At 63.8% G+C, this 19,053-nt stretch carries 18 protein-coding genes and 1 pseudogene; 13 read left to right on the top strand and 6 right to left on the bottom strand.

Annotated features, from left to right (window positions below):
• Positions 1-93 precede the first annotated feature (93 nt).
• Both CLU85_RS00255 and CLU85_RS23200 read left to right on the top strand, forming a co-directional pair.
• Entirely contained in the window at positions 94-693 is a 600-nt protein-coding gene (locus CLU85_RS00255; RefSeq protein WP_100412288.1) for an NADPH-dependent FMN reductase, read from the top strand.
• Between the two features lie 79 nt (positions 694-772).
• Positions 773-1,075, top strand: coding sequence for a YkgJ family cysteine cluster protein (locus CLU85_RS23200; RefSeq protein WP_232727684.1), 303 nt, complete (start codon positions 773-775; stop codon positions 1,073-1,075).
• A gap of 99 nt (positions 1,076-1,174) precedes the next feature.
• Here CLU85_RS23200 and CLU85_RS00260 read toward each other — a convergent pair whose 3' ends face one another.
• Entirely contained in the window at positions 1,175-1,606 is a 432-nt protein-coding gene (locus CLU85_RS00260) for a hypothetical protein (protein WP_100408533.1), read from the bottom strand.
• A 348-nt stretch (positions 1,607-1,954) separates the two neighbouring features.
• On the opposite strand from CLU85_RS00260, the gene CLU85_RS00265 reads away from it, so the two are divergent.
• The 4 genes from CLU85_RS00265 to gstA all read left to right on the top strand — a co-directional run bounded on the left by CLU85_RS00265 (position 1,955) and on the right by gstA (position 5,136).
• The gene (locus CLU85_RS00265) at positions 1,955-2,851 is read left to right on the top strand and encodes an RNA polymerase sigma-70 factor (RefSeq protein ID WP_100408534.1); all 897 of its coding nucleotides are present in this window, start codon (positions 1,955-1,957) and stop codon (positions 2,849-2,851) included.
• 142 nt (positions 2,852-2,993) lie between these two features.
• Positions 2,994-3,461 (top strand): carboxymuconolactone decarboxylase family protein, encoded by a 468-nt coding sequence (locus CLU85_RS00270; RefSeq protein WP_100408535.1) that lies wholly within the window; start codon positions 2,994-2,996, stop codon positions 3,459-3,461.
• A gap of 179 nt (positions 3,462-3,640) precedes the next feature.
• Positions 3,641-4,411, top strand: a complete 771-nt coding sequence (locus tag CLU85_RS00275) for a class II aldolase/adducin family protein (RefSeq protein ID WP_100408536.1) — start codon at positions 3,641-3,643, stop codon at positions 4,409-4,411.
• Positions 4,412-4,527: 116 nt separating this feature from the next.
• The gene (gstA, locus tag CLU85_RS00280; RefSeq protein WP_100408537.1) at positions 4,528-5,136 is read left to right on the top strand and encodes a glutathione transferase GstA; all 609 of its coding nucleotides are present in this window, start codon (positions 4,528-4,530) and stop codon (positions 5,134-5,136) included.
• A 13-nt stretch (positions 5,137-5,149) separates the two neighbouring features.
• Here gstA and CLU85_RS00285 read toward each other — a convergent pair whose 3' ends face one another.
• Positions 5,150-6,382, bottom strand: a complete 1,233-nt coding sequence (locus tag CLU85_RS00285) for a YbfB/YjiJ family MFS transporter (protein WP_100408538.1) — start codon at positions 6,380-6,382, stop codon at positions 5,150-5,152.
• Positions 6,383-6,561: 179 nt separating this feature from the next.
• Here CLU85_RS00285 and CLU85_RS00290 point away from each other — a divergent pair, with 179 nt between their 5' ends.
• Positions 6,562-7,668: an alkene reductase gene (locus tag CLU85_RS00290; protein ID WP_100412289.1), complete on the top strand. Its 1,107-nt coding sequence runs from the start codon at positions 6,562-6,564 to the stop codon at positions 7,666-7,668.
• A gap of 107 nt (positions 7,669-7,775) precedes the next feature.
• Here the strand turns inward: CLU85_RS00290 and CLU85_RS00295 are convergent, their stop codons facing one another.
• From CLU85_RS00295 to CLU85_RS00305, 3 genes are all read right to left on the bottom strand, one after another.
• Positions 7,776-8,354, bottom strand: a complete 579-nt coding sequence (locus CLU85_RS00295; protein ID WP_100408539.1) for a hemerythrin domain-containing protein — start codon at positions 8,352-8,354, stop codon at positions 7,776-7,778.
• 215 nt (positions 8,355-8,569) lie between these two features.
• Complete coding sequence (locus tag CLU85_RS00300; protein WP_100408540.1) at positions 8,570-10,240, bottom strand: methyl-accepting chemotaxis protein; 1,671 nt, start codon at positions 10,238-10,240, stop codon at positions 8,570-8,572.
• 118 nt (positions 10,241-10,358) lie between these two features.
• A complete protein-coding gene (locus CLU85_RS00305; protein WP_100408541.1) occupies positions 10,359-12,710 on the bottom strand; it encodes a cation-translocating P-type ATPase in 2,352 nt (783 codons plus the stop codon).
• A gap of 167 nt (positions 12,711-12,877) precedes the next feature.
• Between CLU85_RS00305 and CLU85_RS00310 the strand changes: the two genes are divergently transcribed.
• The 6 genes and pseudogenes from CLU85_RS00310 to CLU85_RS00335 all read left to right on the top strand — a co-directional run bounded on the left by CLU85_RS00310 (position 12,878) and on the right by CLU85_RS00335 (position 17,216).
• On the top strand, positions 12,878-13,081 hold the full coding sequence (locus tag CLU85_RS00310; protein WP_100408542.1) for a heavy-metal-associated domain-containing protein: 204 nt from the start codon (positions 12,878-12,880) through the stop codon (positions 13,079-13,081).
• Between the two features lie 96 nt (positions 13,082-13,177).
• A complete protein-coding gene (cueR, locus tag CLU85_RS00315; protein WP_232727685.1) occupies positions 13,178-13,729 on the top strand; it encodes a Cu(I)-responsive transcriptional regulator in 552 nt (183 codons plus the stop codon).
• Positions 13,730-13,852: 123 nt separating this feature from the next.
• The gene (locus tag CLU85_RS00320) at positions 13,853-15,415 is read left to right on the top strand and encodes a class I SAM-dependent DNA methyltransferase (protein ID WP_100408544.1); all 1,563 of its coding nucleotides are present in this window, start codon (positions 13,853-13,855) and stop codon (positions 15,413-15,415) included.
• Positions 15,412-16,344, top strand: a pseudogene (locus CLU85_RS23205) (restriction endonuclease subunit S); the annotation flags it as partial. The gene CLU85_RS00320 and the pseudogene CLU85_RS23205, both read left to right, overlap by 4 nt.
• 216 nt (positions 16,345-16,560) lie before the next feature.
• Positions 16,561-16,851 carry a nucleotidyltransferase family protein gene (locus CLU85_RS23210; protein WP_100412290.1) on the top strand — a complete coding sequence of 97 codons (291 nt, stop codon included), beginning with the start codon at positions 16,561-16,563 and terminating at the stop codon, positions 16,849-16,851.
• Complete coding sequence (locus CLU85_RS00335) at positions 16,848-17,216, top strand: DUF86 domain-containing protein (protein WP_100408545.1); 369 nt, start codon at positions 16,848-16,850, stop codon at positions 17,214-17,216. Before CLU85_RS23210 ends, CLU85_RS00335 begins: the two co-directional genes overlap by 4 nt.
• A 395-nt stretch (positions 17,217-17,611) precedes the next feature.
• On the opposite strand, the gene CLU85_RS00340 is transcribed toward CLU85_RS00335, so the two are convergent.
• Positions 17,612-19,021, bottom strand: coding sequence for an ATP-binding protein (locus CLU85_RS00340; protein WP_232727686.1), 1,410 nt, complete (start codon positions 19,019-19,021; stop codon positions 17,612-17,614).
• Positions 19,022-19,053 lie beyond the last annotated feature (32 nt).

Below are 19,053 nucleotides of genomic sequence, written 5' to 3' on the forward strand. Positions count from 1 at the left end.
TGGTTTCACGTGAAACACCCACAGTCTGAAGCTGCGATCACAGGGGCTTAGCTTGCAGCATTCCTGCTCAGGCCTTGTGCTCCAATGCTTGGCATGACGCAACTCCTCATCTTCGCGGGCAGCACCCGCCAGCAATCCTTCAACCGCAAACTGGCCCACGCCACCGCCGCCATCGCGCGCGACGCGGGTGCCACCGTCACGCTGCTGGAGCTGTCAGACTTCGACATCCCGCTGTACAACGCCGACCTCGAAGCCCGGGGCACGCCCGCCGATGTGATCCGGCTCAAAGAGATTTTGTGGCAGCACCCGGCCTGGGTCATCTGCTCGCCCGAATACAACGGCAGCTACACCGCCTTGCTCAAGAACACCATCGACTGGGCGTCCAGCCCCGTCAAAGGCAACCCCGACTGGCAGGACGGCGGCAAGAGCTTTCGCGGCAAGGTCGTGGGCATGCTCAGCGCCTCACCCGGCGCCCTGGGCGGCCTGCGCTCGCAAAGCCACCTGGCCCCCCTGCTCATCAACGCCGAATGCTGGCTGGCGCCCAAGGCGTTTGCGCTGGGCTCAGCGGGCAGCGCGTTCGACGACAGCGGCGCACTCATCCAGGCTGCCCACCAAGACCGCGTGCGCGCTGTGGTGGACCAGGTGCTGTGGGCATCCAGCCGCCTGCATGGCGATGCTCCTAATGGCCAGTGAGCGCCGTAATTTTTATCAAAACAAGCTCTAGCGCTTTATCCACAAGCGCTAGCAGCTATGCAAACAGTAGCACCTCTCCATGAATTGCCGCCCCGGCTGTGGTGCCTGTTGCACTGCGCCCTCCATCAGCTCGCCCATCCCCGGCATGCCGCACGGCAAGCCTGCGGGGGTGCGGTGTATTCAACTGGGGGACGATGCGCGCTGCCTCATTTTTGGGCAGCCTGAGCGACCAGTGGTGTGCGGGGGGCTGATGCCGTCGGTGGAAATGTGCGGCGCTAGCAATGGGCAGGCGCTGGCGTATCTGACACGGCTGGAGCGGCTGACGCAGCCGGGAAGTGCAGGCGAACCGGAAAAAGTAGAAATGGCGTGGGTGCGACCCTAGCCATTGCACGGCCCCGGGGCTGACAGCACCAGTGCCTGAAACACTGGGAAAATCGCCCCTTTGGCTGAAACAGGCCCTCCCTAGGCAGAAATGAAGGCATCACTTCATTTGTACCGAGACGGCGATGAGGCTCCAGACAATGGCCACCAGCTGGGCCAAGTTGGCCAGTATTGCAACCACGTGGACACGGCGAAACCCGGCGATGGCGCTCATCTCACTGGCCTGAATTTGGGTCCGAAGCGAGTCCATTTTTGGAATGATCGTGCGGCGCAGCACCGTGGCCAGGAGCACGAGGCTGGTGGCGCCAGTGGCAAAGATCAGCCGGTCTGCCACCGCGTAGCTCAGAGCAGCTACGCCTGCTGTGCACATCACGGCCAGGTAATAGGTATCGAAGAAGCCGCGAACGAAACGCGAATCCAGGGGCGTGTCGTGCTTGAGAATCAGCAACGGCAAAGAGCCCATGAAGAAGTACGCCGTGATCACCAGCAGAATCACCGTGAAGATCAGGGCCGTGATCAGCGCAGCAGACATAGGTAGTTGGTGAACGGGGTAAGCGCTCTGGCAGCGTGGCCTGTGTAATCTATCCCCTGTCCCGTAAAACCTGCAAGGTCCACATGGCGGAGCGGGAATGTTCTGTGCCCACTTTACCGGGCAAAGGGTTCCAGGCCCTGGGGGTTCCTGGTCCATGCACTCGACACAACGCCACAGCTTTTTCAGGTGAATGGGTTTAAAAGTAGCTCCAGCGCTTACGCATCAAGCACGGGCAGCTATTGAATAAAGAGCATCGACGGCAACCATGTCACAAAACGGGAGGCTCCAACGTCTGGACAAGACGACCTTCCGCCACGGAAGCCCCGCCGCATAGCAACCCACGCTGACATGACCACACCGACCTCCACCGACCCCTTCACCACCCTGCGCCCGCGCCTCTTCGGCATTGCCTACCGCATGCTGGGCGTGCGGGCCGATGCCGAAGACGTGCTGCAGGATGCCTGGCTGCGCTGGAGCCGCCAGGATGCTACCGCGCTGCAATCGGCCGAGGCCTGGCTCGTGACGGTGGTCACGCGGCTGGCCATCGACAGGCTGCGGGCGCTAAAGGCCGAGCGCGAGGCGTATGTCGGCTGGTGGTTGCCCGAGCCGTTGGTCGATTTGCAAGGCGAGGGGCACCATCACCAAACACCCGAGTCGACCGCCGAGCTGGCCGGCGAGCTGTCGGTGGCCTTCATGTACGTGCTGGAGCGCCTGGGCCCCGAAGAGCGCGCAGCCTTTTTGCTGCGCCAGGTGTTTGACTACGACTACCCCGAGATCGCCGCACAGCTGGGCAAAAGCGAGGCCACCTGCCGCCAGATGGTGCACCGCGCAAGCGAGCGCGTGCAGCAGGCGCGCACCCGTTTTGAGGTGCCACAGGCCGTGCACCACCAGCTGCTGCAGCGCTTCATGCTGGCAGCCCAAAGCGGCGACCGCAAAGCCGTCGAAGCCCTGCTGAGCGAGGACGCGCAGCTGATCGGCGATGGCGGCGGCAAAGTGCCCTCGTTCCCCAAGCCGCTGGTGGGCCCGTTTCGCATTGCCAACCTGTACTGGGCGCAGTTCCGCCGCCTGGGCGAGAAGGTGGCCTACCGCATGGCATTTATCAATGGCGAGCCAGGGCTGCTGCGCTTTGTAGACGGCCAGATCGAATCGGCGCAGGCGTTTGTGACGGACGGCGAGCGGATCGTGGCGATCTATGCGGTGCGCAACCCGGACAAGCTGGCGGGCGTTCCAGCCACGCTGGGTTGAGCGTTGGTGCGGGCTATTTTTCAGCCGCGCTGTCACAGGCGCTTGCTGGGGAACGTCTTGTGGACATGGGCGGTTGCAACACGTTGCCGACGCCCATGACCGACCTTTCACCCCACACCCCTTCATTTCAAGGAGCCTTGCCATGTCATCTAACCAACACACCGCCCGCCTGCCCTATCACAAGCTGTCGTCCAAGGCCTTCATGGGCTTGGTCAGCCTGTCCGAAACGATCAAGAAAGGGCCGCTGGGCACGCGCCTGGCCGAGCTGGTGTTTTTGCGCGTGTCGCAAATCAACGGCTGCGCCTATTGCATGGACATGCACTGGCATGCGCTCGTCAAGGAAGGCGTGGAGCCGCGCCACCTGAACGCCGTGGCGGGCTGGCGCGAGGCGCCTTTCTTCAGCGAGCGCGACCGCGCCGCACTACGCTGGGCCGAGATCATCACCGCCACGCCGCACAGCGATGCCAGCGACGAGGAATACGCCAAGCTGCAGGCGTTGTTCTCTGACGCCGAGATCAGCGACCTGGGCTTTGCGATTGCGGTGATCAACGCCTGGAACCTGCTCAACGCGGGCATGCGCGCGCCGATTCCAGAAACACCGATGGTGTGATCCATTTTTGAGTCAAATCGGCTTCTAGTGCTTATGCATAAAGCGCTAGCAGCTATCATTTTGATTGCAATGGACCACGCAGCCGAGCGCCGCCTGTGTAGCCTGCCTGACAGTCGCCAGCGCCGCTCCGGCCTACAGTGGTGTCTCTCACCCCCACACACCCACGGAGACACCACCCCATGCTCAACATCCCTTCGCTGCAAGGCAGCGTCACGGCCGAAGAATGGCAACTGCGCTGCGACCTGGCGGCGTGCTACCGGCTCGTTGCGCTGTACGGCTGGAGCGACCTGGTCTTCACCCACATCAGTGCCAAGCTGCCCGAATCGGTATCGGGGCCCGACCACCATTTCCTCATCAACCCCTATGGCCTCATGTTCGATGAGATCACAGCATCGAGCCTGATCAAGGTAGACATGGCGTGCAACAAGCTGCACGACTCGCCCTTCCCCGTGAACCCAGCTGGTTTTGTGATCCACAGCGCGGTGCACGAGGCCCGGCACGAGGCGGGCTGCGTGCTGCACACCCACACGCGCGCCGGTGTGGCCGTGAGCGCGCAAAAGGGCGGCGTGTTGCCCATCAGCCAGCAAAGCACCTTCGTGCTGGGCTCGCTGGCGTACCACGAGTACGAAGGCGTGGCCTTCCGTGACGAAGAAAAGCCGCGCCTGCAGGCCGACCTGGGCGAGGCCAACTTCCTGATGCTGCGCAACCACGGGCTGCTCACCGTGGGCAAGACCATTGCCGATGCGTTCTTGTCGATGTACACGTTTGAGAACACCTGCCGCATCCAGATCGACGCGCAGGCGGGTGGCGAACTGACCCAGGTCAACCCGAAGATCGTGAGCGGCGTGGCCCAGGCCATGCGCGTGCAGACGGGCGGCTTGGGCGGGGCATTTGCCTGGCCTGCGCTGTTGCGCAAGGTGCAGCGCGACCTGCCCGGGTACGACAGCTGACGCGGCACATCCCCGCTGCACAACGCAACGGGGGCCGGGGTTGCACTCCGGCGCCTGCAAGAATCCGGCACAGCGCATAGCATCAGCGGTTTCCGCCCGTTTTCAAGGACCGATCCATGAAGCTTTACTACTCCCCCGGCGCCTGCTCCCTGTCCCCCCACATCGCCCTGCACGAGGCCGGCCTGGCCTACACCCCGGTGCTGGCCAGCACCAAAAGCCACAAGCTGCAGGATGGCACCGACTACTACACCATCAATGCGCTGGGCTACGTACCCGTGCTGGAGCTGGACAGCGGCGAGCGCCTGCGCGAAGGCCCGGCCATCGTGCAGTACATCGCCGACCAGGTGCCCGACAAACAACTGGCGCCCGCCAACGGCACCCTGGCACGCTACCGCCTGCAGGAATGGCTGACCTTCATCGGCACCGAGCTGCACAAAGGCTTCAGCCCCCTGTTCAACCCCGCCACCCCCGAGGAATACAAGGCAATGGCCCGCGAGCGGTTGCTGCAGCGGCTGCAGTGGGTAGACGGCCAGCTCGCCAACAAGCCGTACCTGATGGGCGATTCATTCACTGTGGCCGATGGCTACCTGTTCACCGTGACCAACTGGACCCAGCCCACCAACCTCGACATTTCGGGCCTGGCGAATCTGGCCGCCTACCGTGGCCGCGTGGGAGCCCGCCCTGCCGTGCAGGCCGCCATGAAGGCCGAGGGATTGCTGAAGTAACGGCAGACAGGGGCTACAGCGGGCGCTGGCGCCATGCCACCAGCGCCCCCAGCCACAGTGCGCAGGCCGAGAACACCAGCCCCCGCGCCAGGCCCCCGGGGCCATCGGCGATCCAGCCCACCACGGTGGGCCCCACGATCTGCCCCGCCGCAAACACGATGGTGAACGCGCTGATGCCGCTGGCCCACAACACCTGCGGCAGGTTGTGGCGCACCAACGCGGTGGTCGATGCGACCACCGACAAAAACACCCCGCCAAACAGCAGGCCCGAGGCCAGCACCACCGGCCAGGCCCCGGTGAGCGCCGGCAGCAGGGTGGCCACACCCAGCAGGGCGTTCAGCCGCGCCAGCGCCTCGCCACCCCGGCTGCGGTCCAGCAACCCGGCCCACACCCGCGACGACGCCACCACAGCCAGCCCCAAGAGCGCATAAAACAGCGTCACCTCACCTGCGCCCCGGCCCTGCTCGCGCAACAGCGCCACCACAAACGTCATGTAGCCGATGTAGCCCACGCCAAACAAGCCATAACCCAGCAACGCCGGGGCCAAGGCTCGCCAACGCACCCGCTCGGGCGATGTGGCGGCAGGTGTGGCCCCTGCTCCGGCGGCCACGGGTGCTAGCGCCAAACCGCTCAACACCCGCGCAGGCCACACCAATGCCGCCGTTGCGCACACGCACGCCAGCGCCAGTGCCCACCAGGCCCAGGTCCAGCTGTGGGGTTCAGGGGCGGCCGCCAGCACCGCCGGCACCAGCAAGGCCGACAGGCTGATGCCCCACCCCGTGCCCCCGTAATACAGGCCGAGCAACAGCCCGCTGCGGCCCGGCACCTGGGCCCCCAGCCGCGCCGCCAGCAAGCCCCCGGCAACGAACACGAGTGCGCTGGCACCACCGGCCAGCAGGCGCTGCACCAGCAGCGGTGCCGCCTGCGCGAAGAAGCCGCTCAAGGCCATGAACACCGTAGCCATCACGGCCCCAGTCATCAGCACCGCACCCGGCGCCATGCGCCGCAGCAGCAGCGGCGTGGCCAGCGCGCCCAGCAGATAGCCCAGCGCATTCACCGTGTTCATGGCACCCGCCAGCGTGTACGACCAACCCAGGTCTTCGCGCATGGGCGGCAACAGCAAGGCATAGGCAAAACGGGTGATGCCCAGCGACAGGGCGGCGCCCATCGACAAAGCCACCGCCAGCCATACACTGCGGAAGGGAGAGGGAACGGAGGAAGGGGCGGGTTGGCTTGGCACAGACATAAGCGGATCATTCTCATACAGCCACGCCATGGCTGCAGACCGCCTGCGGGCAAACCACCAGGCAGCCGGGGTAGCACAAAACCGGAGCCCTTGTTGACGCCAGTGTGCTGCACGTTTTGCGTTGCAGCATTAAGCTTTGGGGCTGCTTTTATTGCACGAACCTTTTCAGGATGTTCCCCATGACCTCATTGTTTGAACCCACCCGCGCGGGCGACCTCCAGCTGACCAACCGCATTGCCATGGCGCCGCTCACGCGCAACCGCTCGCCCGAGGCCATCCCCACCGATCTCGTCGCCACCTACTACGCGCAGCGCGCCAGCGCCGGGCTCATCATCTCCGAGGCCACCGCCATCAGCCCCCAGGGCCAGGGTTATGCCGATGTGCCCGGCCTGTACGGCACCGAGCAACTCGACGGCTGGAAAAAAGTGACCCACGCCGTGCACGCGGCGGGTGGCAAGATCGTGGTGCAGCTGTGGCATGTGGGCCGTGTGTCGCACACCGACTTGCAGCCGGGCAATGCCCACCCCGTGGCTCCCTCGGCCATCCGCGCCCACACCAAGACCGTGCTGATCAAAGACGGCGTGCCCACGTTCACCGAGACCTCACAGCCCCGCGCACTCGATGCCGAAGAAATCCCCGGCATCGTGCAGGACTACCGCCACGCGGCCCGCAACGCCATTGCAGCGGGCTTTGACGGCGTCGAGATCCACGCCGCCAATGGCTATCTGATCGACCAATTCCTCAAGACCGGCGCCAACCAGCGCACCGACGATTACGGCGGCAGCATCACCAACCGCGCCCGCCTGCTGCTGGAGGTGACCCGCGCCATCGTGGAAGAAATAGGTGGTGGCCGCACCGGCATCCGCCTGTCACCCGTCACGCCCGCCAACGACATCGTGGACGCAGCGCCCCAACCGCTGTTTGACTACGTGGCCCGCGAACTCGGCGCATTGGGCCTGGCCTACGTGCACATCATCGAAGGCGCTACCGGCGGCCCGCGCGAAGTGGAGGGACGCCCGTTTGACTACGCTGCGCTCAAGGCTGCGTACCGCGCAGCAGGCGGACAAGGTGCCTGGATGGTCAACAACGCCTACACGCGCGAACTGGCCGACGCCGCCCTGGCGAACGGCGCCGACATCGTGGCCTTTGGCCGCCCGTTCATCGCCAACCCCGACCTGGTGGCGCGCCTGAAAGCCAACGCAACGCTCAACGAAGTGAACCGGGCAACGCTGTACGGCGGTGGTGCCGAGGGCTACACGGACTACCCCGCCCTGACAGCGGGCTAAACAAAGCGGGCTGAACAAAACCCCTGTCCACCCGCCTCAAAGCCGCGCCACAGCGGCTGATGCGGATACCGGCGCGGCCCTGACCAGGGCCGTCGCGCTGGGGGTTGTTACCCCAAACCGATGGGGCTGGGTGCCCGCATCACGATGCGGGTAAACAAGCGGTCATAGGCGGCATCGCGTGGCTTGCCTTGGGCCAGCGGATTGGTATTGCTGGCAAAAGCTGCGTCCATGGCCGCCCAGTCGCCCTCCTCCAGGTGCTGCTGGGCAGCCGGAATCACCACGGTTTCTTCCACGCGCATGTGCTCCAGGTAAAAGCGGATATAGCGCTCCAGCGCCTGCGCAAACGCCTCACGGCGTGCATCCCCCATCAGCTCCCAGCCCAACAGCAGGTGCTGCAACTCGCGCACGGCGGCTTCGCCGCCTTCGTGGTCACGCTCCAGTTGCGCAATGGCCTCGGCCGCCTCGGGTGAGCGCGCCGCCACCTTGGGAAAGAGCCACTGAGACTCCTTGGGATGGTGCTGCCGTTCCGGGAACTCATCGATGTAGAACAACATCGCCCGCATCACGTCGAAAAACGCGGCAGGTTCATCGCCCGGGCCCTGATCAAGCATCAGGCGCAGCGAGTGCAACACCGCTGCCAGCGACGCATGCTCCTCGCGAATGGTTCGCAGACTGATCGACGGCATGGCGCTCTCCCCAGGTTAGACAGGGCTCAAGGGTGCCACGCAGGCCCAGGCCGGCCCATGACGCAGGTCAATAAACACCACCGAAGGGTGGCCTGCGCGCAGGCGCGCACCGCCCCCCAAAAAAAAGGCCCTGCAAGCCAAACTTGCAGGGCATCGGAGGGGCGCCACTCCCGCAGAAGCCACACAGGGCGGCGGCGGGTAGCGTGCGGGCGAAATCAGCGGGCCAGCCGGGCCTGTGCAGGGCCCGAGGCCAGCACCTGCGGCGCATGGCGAGGCGCAGCCACGCCGCTGCCATGGCTTTGGTCGTGGCCATGCCCCATGGCATCCGCCAGGCGAAACTGCTGCACCACCTGCGACAGGCGCGCCGCCTGCTCGCGCAGCGAATCGGCCGCGGCGGCGGACTCTTCCACCAGCGCCGCGTTCTGCTGCGTCATGCGGTCGATCTCGCCCACCGACTGGTTCACCTGGCCAATGCCGGCCGACTGCTCGGACGCCGCAGCCGTGATCTCGCCAATGATGTCACCCACGCGTTGCACGCTGCTCACGATGTCCTTCATGGCCGTGCCCGCGTCTTCCACATGGCGCACGCCGCCGTCCACCGCCGTCACACTGCTCTGGATCAGCCCCTTGATGTCGCTGGCCGCTGCGGCCGAGCGTTGCGCCAGGCTGCGCACTTCACTGGCCACCACGGCAAAACCACGGCCTTGCTCGCCAGCGCGGGCGGCTTCCACCGCCGCGTTGAGTGCCAGGATGTTGGTCTGGAAGGCAATGGAATCGATCAGGCCGATGATGTCGCCGATCTTGCGGCTGGAGGTCGAGATCTCGTGCATGCTGGCCACAGCCTGCTCCACCACCGACCCCCCGCGGGTGGCGGTGCTGGAGGCCGACGCAGCGAGCTGGTTCGCCATCTGCGACGACGACGCGGTCTGCTGCACGGTGGAGGTGAGCTGGGTCAGCGAGGACACGGCCTCCTGGGCATTGCTGGCAGTCTGCTCGGTGCGCTGCGACAAATCCTGGTTGCCAGTGGCGATCTCCTGGCTGGCCGTGGCAATGTTGCCGCTGGCATCACGCACCTGCGCCACCAGCGCACCCAGGCCCTGCTGCATGTCGCGCAATGCGCGCTGCAGGTCGGCCACTTCATCTTTGCCCTCGGCCGAAATATGCTGCGACAGGTCGCCCCCCGCAATGGCCTGCGCCATCTTGCGGGCATCTTCCAGCGGACGGCAAATAGAGTTCATGTTCATCAGCGTGGTGGGCACCACCACCACCACCGTGATCAGCACGGCCAGCACAAACAGCCACTTGGTCTGGCTCGACACTTCGCCTTGGTCGGCGACAGACTGCGTGACCTCATTGCGCAGCACCACATCGAGTTCGCCCATCAATTTGTCGGCCTGGTCGAACTCGGCCACGGCCTTGCCGCTCATGCGGTTGGCAATGGTGGCGGTGTCATAGCCGCTGGCCTCCAGCTGGCGTGCCACATGGGCGAAAAGGTCCTTGTAGCTATCGAGCTTGGTGATGATTTTGCGCACCACCACGTTGTCTCCGTCCTCGGCGCCTTCCAGAAATTTGCCCGCAATCTTCTTGGCTTTCTCGTGGCTGGCCAGCCACTTGCCGTAGGCCGCTTTCACGGCCTCGGGCTTTTCGTAGCCGATGATCATGTCCTTCTCATACTGGCGGATGGCCCCCATCTCGCCCCGCAACTCGGCCATGTTGCTCACCTTGGCGAACGAGTTGTCCATGAAGTTCTGGCTCATGTCGTGAATGCGGAACATGCCCAGCATGCCTGCACCGCCCAGCAGGCCCAACAGGCCCAGAACCACCGCAATGGCGCCCAGCATTCGAAAACGTATGGTGAACTGCCGCATGAGCGAGAAAAGATTCATGATCTGTCGTCCTTGATATGGGGGTGGTACGCGCCGGACCTTCAGTCCGCTGGGGTCCACGATCTGCAACAAAACGTTGCAGTTTGCCAGACATACGTAACACGGTCGTACGTGTTTATCACATGCGCCACCGCTTGAGTAGCAGGGCATTCGCCATCACGCTGACCGAGCTGAGCGCCATGGCCCCGCCTGCCACCACCGGGCTCAGGTAGCCCAGCGCCGCCAGCGGGATACCCGCCACGTTGTACGCAAAGGCCCAGAACAGGTTCTGGCGGATCTTCATCACCGTGCGCCGCGAAATATCCAGCGCTGCCGCCACCAGCATCGGGTCGCCGCGCATCAGCGTGATGCCGGCAGCGTGCATGGCCACATCCGTGCCATTGCCCATGGCCATGCCCACATCAGCGGCGGCCAGCGCCGGGGCATCGTTAACGCCGTCGCCCACCATCGCCACATGATGGCGCTTTCCATCCGCACCCTGTTGCAACGCCACCACCTTGGCGGCCTTGTCGCCTGGCAACACCTCGGCCATCACCTCGCCCGCGTCCGGGTCCAATCCCAGGCGCCGGGCCATGGCCTCGGCCGCGCCCCGGTTGTCGCCCGAGATCATCACGGTGCGAATGCCACGCGCCTTCAGCGCCGCCAGCGCCTCGCGTGCGCCGGGCTTGGGTTCGTCCCCAAAGGCCATCAAGGCCCGCAAGACATGGTGAGCCCCCACGCTCGGCACTAGCGTGTCCTCGCTGCCCCCCAAGGGGGCGTTCGCGGCTTCGGGCGGCCGTGCGCCGCTCAACAACCCTTCGGTCACGCGCTGGGCCACCGCCGACACGGTGGCTCCCTCGTTCTGCAACTGTTGTGCCCGCGCCGCCAGCGCCCCCAGGTCCACCCCCAGCTCCTGCATCCAGCGCAGGCTGCCCACCAGATAGCTCTGGCCATCCACCTCGCCCTCGGTGCCGCGCCCGGGTACGGCGCGCACATCCTGTGCAGTGACCACGCTGATCTGCCGCTCACCCGCAGCCGCCACCACGGCACGCGCCAGCGGATGTTCGCTGCCGCTTTGCACCGCAGCCACCGCAGCCATCACGGCCGCCTCGTCCAGGCCGGGCACCACATCAAACGCAGTCAGGCGGGGCTGTCCCACGGTCAGCGTGCCAGTCTTGTCAAAGGCCACCACATCCACCTTGTGGGCCAGCTCCAGCGCCTGCACATCCTTGATCAAAATGCCGTTTTTCGCAGCCACCCCGGTGCCCGCCATGATGGCAGCGGGTGTCGCCAGCCCCAGCGCACAGGGGCAGGCAATCACCATCACGGCCACGGCGTGGATCAGCGCAGCCTCTATGCCCACGCCCGCCCACAACCAGCCCAACAGCGTCACCACCGCCACCACCAGCACCACCGGCACAAAAATGGCCGATACCTGATCCACCAGCCGCTGGATGGGCGCCTTGGCCGCCTGGGCGTCCTCCACCAGCCGGATGATCTGGGCCAGCACCGTCTCGGCCCCCACGGCCGTCACCGCCATCACGATGCGGCCGTCGCCATTGATCGAGCCACCCGTCAGGGCCGCGCCCACATCACGGGCCACCGGCAGCGGCTCACCGGTCAGCATGGATTCATCCACTTGCGTGTGGCCCTCGTGCACCGTGCCATCCACGGGAATGCGCTCGCCGGGCCGTACCACCAGTTGGTCGCCCACCAGCACCTCAGCCACGGGCACATCCACCTCGCCGTCTTTGCCCAGCAGGTGCACCACATCCGGCCGCAGCGCGTGCAGCGCACGAATGGCCGCCGTGGTTTGCCGCTTGGCGCGCGCCTCCAGCCACTTGCCCAACAACACCAGCGTGACGACCACGGCCGACGCCTCGAAGTACAGATGCGGCACATGGCCCGGATGGTCGGTGGGGGCCGTGAGCCACAGCCACATCGACAAGCCCCAGCCCGCGCTGGTGCCCATGGACACCAGCAAATCCATGTTGCCCGACAGCGCCTTGGCCGCATGCCATCCTGCCTTGTAAAACCGCGCGCCCAGAATGAACTGCACCGGCGTGGCCAGCACAAACTGCACCCAGGCGGGCAGCATCCAGTGCTGGCCGAACAGGTCACCCACCATGGGCAACACCAGCGGCGCCGACAGCAGCAGGCCAATGCCCACGGGCCAAAAGCCCGCCCAGGGCGACAGATCCTCCGGCGCATCCTCCTGCCCCGCCGCTCGCGGCTCGTAGCCCGCGTTGCGCACCGCACGGCGCAGCAGCGCCTCCATGGCGGCGGCATCCGCGCCCACGCTGGTGGCAAAGGCAATGCGCGCAGACTCAGTCGCTAGGTTGACCGAGGCCTCCTGCACACCTGGCACCTTGCGCAGCGCACGCTCCACACGGCCCACACAGCTTGCGCAGGTCATGCCGGAAATACCCAGGTCCAGCGAGTGGGCTGTCTCTGGCGCAGTGATGGGGGTTGGGGTGGTGGTGGTGTTCATGGCGGGGATAGTGATCCTTGACGTGATGGCAAGGTCAAGCATTGATATTGATCAACCCTCACATCATGAGTGCCTTGGAGCCCATTTGACTCTGCCACGATGTCAAGCTTCATCATTCGTTTCGGTCAATACAACGGCCCTCTTGAAAACCAACCCAAGGACACTCGATGACAACCACCACCACATTCCAAGTTCAAGGCATGACTTGCGGCCACTGCGAACGCGCCGTCACCCAGGCCGTGCAACAGATCGACCCCAACGCCCAGGTGCGCATCGACCGCGCCAGTGGCAAGGTGGACGTGGACAGCACCGCACCGCGCGAGGACTTGGCCGCCGCCATCGCCGAAGAAGGCTACACCGTCGCGGCTTGATGCGGGTATGCATTCAAAAATCTCAACCCGTTCACGCTGAGCCCGTCGAAGCGCCGCGCGAGGCTGCGACAAGCTCAGCCCGAACGGTTGTGATGGATGAACGCGAACAGACACTGCCCCCACCATGACCACGCCAACGCCCCAGCACGTACGCACCCCGCCCCCACACCTGGCAAACCAGCAGTGCCCCGCGCCGTCTCCTGGCCCGTGCCCATCGGCATCGCCGCCCAGCGCGCGGGCATCTCGGCGCGCATGGTGCGGCACTACGAATCGCTGGGCCTTGTCAAAGGCGTGGGCCGCACCGACAGCGGTTACCGCCAGTACACCGAGGCCGATGTGCACGCCCTGCAATTCATCCGCCGCAGCCGCGACCTCGGTTTTTCGATGGAAGAAATCGCCGACCTGCTGGGCCTGTGGCACGACCGCAGCCGCGCCAGCAGCCAGGTCAAACGCATCGCGCAGCAGCACATCGACGACCTGAGCGAACGCATCGCTTCCATGCAGGCCATGCAGCGCACGCTGCAAACCCTGGTGTCCTGCTGCCAGGGCAATGACCGGCCGGACTGCCCCATCCTGGACGACCTGGCGGCGGGACATGGTGAACCGGGCAGCAGCAGCCCAAAAAGGAAAACGCTACCAAATAAATAGCTGCCAGCGCTTATCCAAAAAGCGCTAGATGCCAAAAATACCAGGAACTTTCGCAACCCGACCCCCGGCGGCGCCCCATGGCAGACTCTCAGGCTCCCTTACAGCCCCCTACAGACTGCCCCCATGCTCACCGGTGACCTGCGCAACAAAGTCGATCAAGTCTGGAACGCCTTCTGGTCCGGCGGCATCGCCAACCCCATTGAAGTCATCGAGCAGATCACCTACCTGCTCTTTCTGCGCGCGCTCGACAGCGACCAGACCCGCGAAGACAACAAGGCCCTGCGCCTAAAGACCCAGCCGGTGCACCTCATCCCCACCGGCCAGGACGCGCAAGGCCGCCCGCACGACGACATGCGCTGGTCCCGCTTCAAGAACATGGCGCCCGCCGACATGTTCGACGTGCTCAGCAACCAGGTCTTCCCCTTCCTGCGCGGCCTGCAAATGTCGGGCGGCCCTGCGGCAGAGACCGCCTTCGCCCGCCACATGCGCGATGCGCGTTTCACCATCCCCACGCCTGGCCTGCTCGCCAAGGTGGTCGATTTGCTCGACACCATCCCCCTGGACGACCGCGACACCAAGGGCGACCTGTACGAATACATGCTCGGCAAGATCGCATCCGCCGGGCAAAACGGGCAATTCAGAACGCCCCGCCACCTCATCGATTTGATGGTGGCCCTGACGGCCCCCACACCGCAAGACACCATTTGCGACCCCGCCAGCGGCACCTGCGGCTTCTTGGTGGCCGCAGGCGAATACCTGCGCCGCACCTACCCCGACATGCTGCGCGTGCCCGCGCAAAACGCGCACTTCCACAACGGCATGTTCCACGGGTACGACTTTGACAACACCATGCTGCGCATCGGCAGCATGAACATGGTGCTGCACGGCGTAGAGCACCCCGCCATCGAATACCGCGACTCGCTCTCCGAAGGCGCCGCAGGCGACGCTGGTGCCTACAGCCTCATCCTGGCCAACCCACCGTTTGCTGGCAGCCTCGACCACGAGAGCACGGCCAAAGATTTGCAAAGCATCGTCAAAACCAAAAAGACCGAGCTACTCTTCCTCGCCCTGTTCCTGCGCCTGCTCAAAACCGGCGGCCGGGCGGCGGTGATCGTGCCCGACGGCGTGCTCTTTGGCAGCAGCAAGGCGCACAAAGAACTGCGCCGCAAGCTGGTGGAAGAGCAAAAGCTCGACGCCGTCATCAGCCTGCCCGGCGGTGTGTTCAAGCCCTACGCGGGCGTCAGCACCGCCATCCTGCTCTTCACCAAAACCATGAGCGGCGGCACAGACAACGTCTGGTTCTACGACATGCAGCAGGATGGCTGGAGCCTGGACGACAAACGCCAGCCCCTGCTGGATGCAAGCCTTTTAGGTCTGCAGCGCTTTGTGGACGGGCGCAACCAGCTATCAGAATCAGAGCATTCCAAGAACAACCTACCCGATGTGCTGGAGCGCTGGGGCCAGCGAAGCGGCACCGAACGCGACCGCCCCCGCACCGCCCAGAGCTTCTGCGTGCCTAAGGCCGACATCGAGGCCAATGGGTATGACCTGAGCATCAACCGGTACAAGGAGGTGGTGCATGAGCAGGTGCAGCACCGGGCGCCGGGGGAGATCTTGGCGGAGTTGCGAGAGTTGGAAGATGAGATTGCGCGGGGGATGGGGGTGTTGGAGGGGATGTTGAAGTGAATGCCGTAACAGCCCTTCTTGGAGACGTCACCATCTTGCAGGCGGGTATTGGATTTCCGCCAGCGCTACAGGGGCGCAGCAGTGGAGACTTCCCTTTTGCCAAAGTTGGAGATATCTCACGCTGCGGGAGATCCGACAGTTCAGTTCTTTCCACCGCAGATCACTATGTAAATCAAAGCGACGTTGAACAGCTTCGTGCCAAGCTTGTGCCCATAGGTAGTGTCTTATTTGCAAAAATTGGCGAAGCGATTCGGCAGAACCATCGCGTAGTTGCGGGCTGTCCTTTACTCATCGACAACAACGCAATGGCAGCGATCCCAAGTGACCGAATTGACAGCCGCTTTCTGTACCACTACCTAAAAACAGTTGACTTCTACGCTTTAGCACCGGCAACAACCGTGCCCGCTATGCGAAAAAGTGAGCTTGAAAAAATTCGCATTCCGCTTCCCAAAGCCGATGAACAACGCCGCATCGCCGCCATCCTCGACCAAGCCGAAACCCTCCGAACCCAACGCCGCACCGCCCTGGCCCTGCTCGACAGCCTCACCCAGTCTCTCTTTCTCGATATGTTTGGGGACCCGGTGGCGAATCACTTGAATTTGCCCAAGGCACCCTTGGGAAGTTTGATGAAATTGAGAAGCGGCAATTTTTTGCCCGCTTCACAAATGGCTGTCGATGGAGTGTTCCCCGTTTATGGGGGCAATGGCATCAATGGATCACACGATGCTTTCATGTTTGAAGAACCAAAAATTGTGATTGGACGTGTTGGTGCCTACTGTGGCTGTGTTCATGTGACAAAACCATGCAGCTGGATAACTGACAACGCGCTTTATTTAGACACCGTGAGTGACTCACTCCAGCCGGAATATCTGGCATTTGCTCTCAACGAGGCTCGGTTGAATCAGTACGCGAGCCAATCTGGTCAGCCGCTTATTTCTGGCGCTCGAATTGCTCCCATATCGCTTCTCGTCCCCCCGCTCCCCTCCAACAAACCTTCGCCACCCGCATCGCCTCCATCGAAGCCCTCAAAGCCACCCACCGCCACGCCCTGGCCGCGCTGGATGCGCTGTTTGTCTCGCTGCAGCAGCGGGCGTTTACAGGGGCGTTGTGATACAAGTTTCCCCTTGCACCCAGGAGCCCCCGCCATGCGCCCATCCACTGCTCTGCACACCCACCGCGACGCCATTCGCGCCATTGCCCTGAGCCACCGCGTGACCAACGTGCGCGTGTTCGGCTCGGTGGTGCACGGCGATGACACGGACGAAAGCGACCTGGACATTCTGGTGGAGCCCACGCCCGAAACCACGCTCATGGACATTGCCAAGATCCAGCTCGAACTGGGGCAGCTGCTGGGCATCCCCGTAGACGTGCTCACCCCCAAAGGCCTGCCCGCCAAGTTCCGCGACCAGGTCATCGCCCAGGCGCAGGCGCTGTGAGCAAGGCAGACGCACTGCGGGTGCCCGACTACCTGGCCCACATCGTGGAGGCCATCGACCGCATTCACCGGTATGTAGGCGGCATGGCCGAGGCCACCTTCCTGGCCGACGAAAAAACGCAAGACGCCGTGGTGCGCAACTTCGAGATCCTGGGCGAAGCCGCCCACAACATCGAGAAGCTGCACCCCGCCTTTGCAGCACGCCACGCCCAGGTGCCATGGGCGCTGATGTACACCATGCGCAACCGCGTGGCGCATGGGTACTTCAAGGTGGACTACGCGCTGGTGTGGAACACGATTCACGCGGATTTGCCGGAGTTGCGTGCGCTGGTGGGTGCACTGCTGACGGACGGTGCCGCAACATGATTTTTGTCACCGGCCGCAGAGCCTCCATCGAAGCCCCCACCGCCGCGCCCTGGCCGCGCTGGATGCGCTGTTTGCCTCGCTGCAGCAGCGGGCATTTGCGGGGCGGTTGTGAAGAACGACCACGACCTGGGGTAAAGAGAAAATCCCTGAATTTCCCAATGGATTCAATGACTTAGCCGGTGGTGCCCTCATCCGTGAGGGCACCAAAGCTTGGCCTTTTTAGTGTTGGGCGGGGACAGCAGCAGGCGAAACACGCCCAGCGCTCCGGACGAGCAATCGGCACCTCCATCAAGTACCCGTCAAACAAGCAAACTTTGCTAACTTGTTGTCAATAAAGGGAATTTTTGAAACCAGCGCTTCAGAAGCGCCTTTCCATCAAGTACCCATCAAACAAATCAGGCCCAGTGCGGCACATAGCGGCGCAGCTTGGGCGCCGCAGCTTCATCCTCCAGGCGGATAACACCAGCCGCCAGCGCATCCTTGAGCAGCCGAGAGGCTATGGCGCTGTTTTTGGGGTCAATACCAAAGCGCTGACGCAGCGTGGTGTTGTTCATGTACTCGCGCTGCACGTAGCGCAGGCAAGCGTGCAGGTACACAGCGCGCACCCGGTCCTCGCGATCCATGCCCGCCAGGGGGCGCGGGGCAAACAGGGTGGCGCGGGTGGATTCGCCCACCACGTCAAACGCAGGGGCTGGGAGCTGGTACAGCTCGGCTTCGGCCACCACCTTGTCAACACCACTGCCACGCTCCTCACAAATACCCACCAATCGCATGATGGAGGCCAGGCTCTCATTGCGCGACCGGGGCGGGTGATCCAGCATGCGGTGGGGCTCCATGAGCGGCTTGCCGGGGTTGGTGATTTCCATCCGGTCATCAAAGATTTCGACCATGGGGCCGCTGCCTGTCACGCTCAGGTCTTGATGGATCAGTGCGTTGGCCACCAGTTCACGAATGGCCAATTCGGGGTACATGCGCACCGATCTGCGCAATGCCTGCCCAATCACCTCATTGATGGGCAGCAGATTGTTCACGAATCCCACCAACCCTTCAAAGCCCGCCGCGTAGCCGCGCATGCCTTCTTGCTCGCGCAGGGTTTTGACGCGCCCGGTCCCTTCGTAAACCACCACGCGCACGGCCTTGCGTTGCAGGCGCGGAAAGTCAGCTAACCGCTTGGCAAATAGCAATGCCCCCAAGTTGAAGATGCGCCAATGGCCCCCACCCATCGGTTCAATCATGCGATGTGCCTGCAACCCGGCCAGCATGCCATCGCGATGATTGGGGACCGGCTTGTCCAGCAGCTCAAAAAACGCCGGGTAGTCGATGAGTTTCAAGACCTCATCGGCGCCGAGTTTCTCGGCGGCAGCCAACATTTCGAAGGGAGTGGCGTCCAACATCCGCCATAGCGTGCGCTCTTTTTCAGGAAAGTCTTTGAGCGGCTTCTTGTAAGAGCCAACCCGGATGTACTCCGCCCCTTGAAACTTCACCGGGTGCCGAAACGCAGAATCAATCTCCAGCAAAACGACCGAACGCCCGTCGATCTCAATGCGGTGAAAATGAAAGCCGATACGCGGGCTCAACAGGCGCAACAACCAGCTTTCCAGCTCTTCGTTACCTTGCCGAACAGTTCGCGGGTCAAAACTCGTACCCACAATGGCGTGCCCCTGGTCGGCAACGCCCCAAAGCATGTACGCATGGGCCCTGCCTTCCAAAGCAGCACTGTTGGCCAGTGCAGAGATGTACTCGCCAATGTCTTGCGGGTCGGCCTTGTTTTCCTTGAACTCCAGCCAGCCCGTTTCAGATGGCATGGCCGCAAACTCAAGTACCAAACTGCGCAAGT

The organism is Acidovorax sp. 69, from assembly GCF_002797445.1.
Classification (GTDB): Bacteria; Pseudomonadota; Gammaproteobacteria; order Burkholderiales; family Burkholderiaceae_C; genus Acidovorax.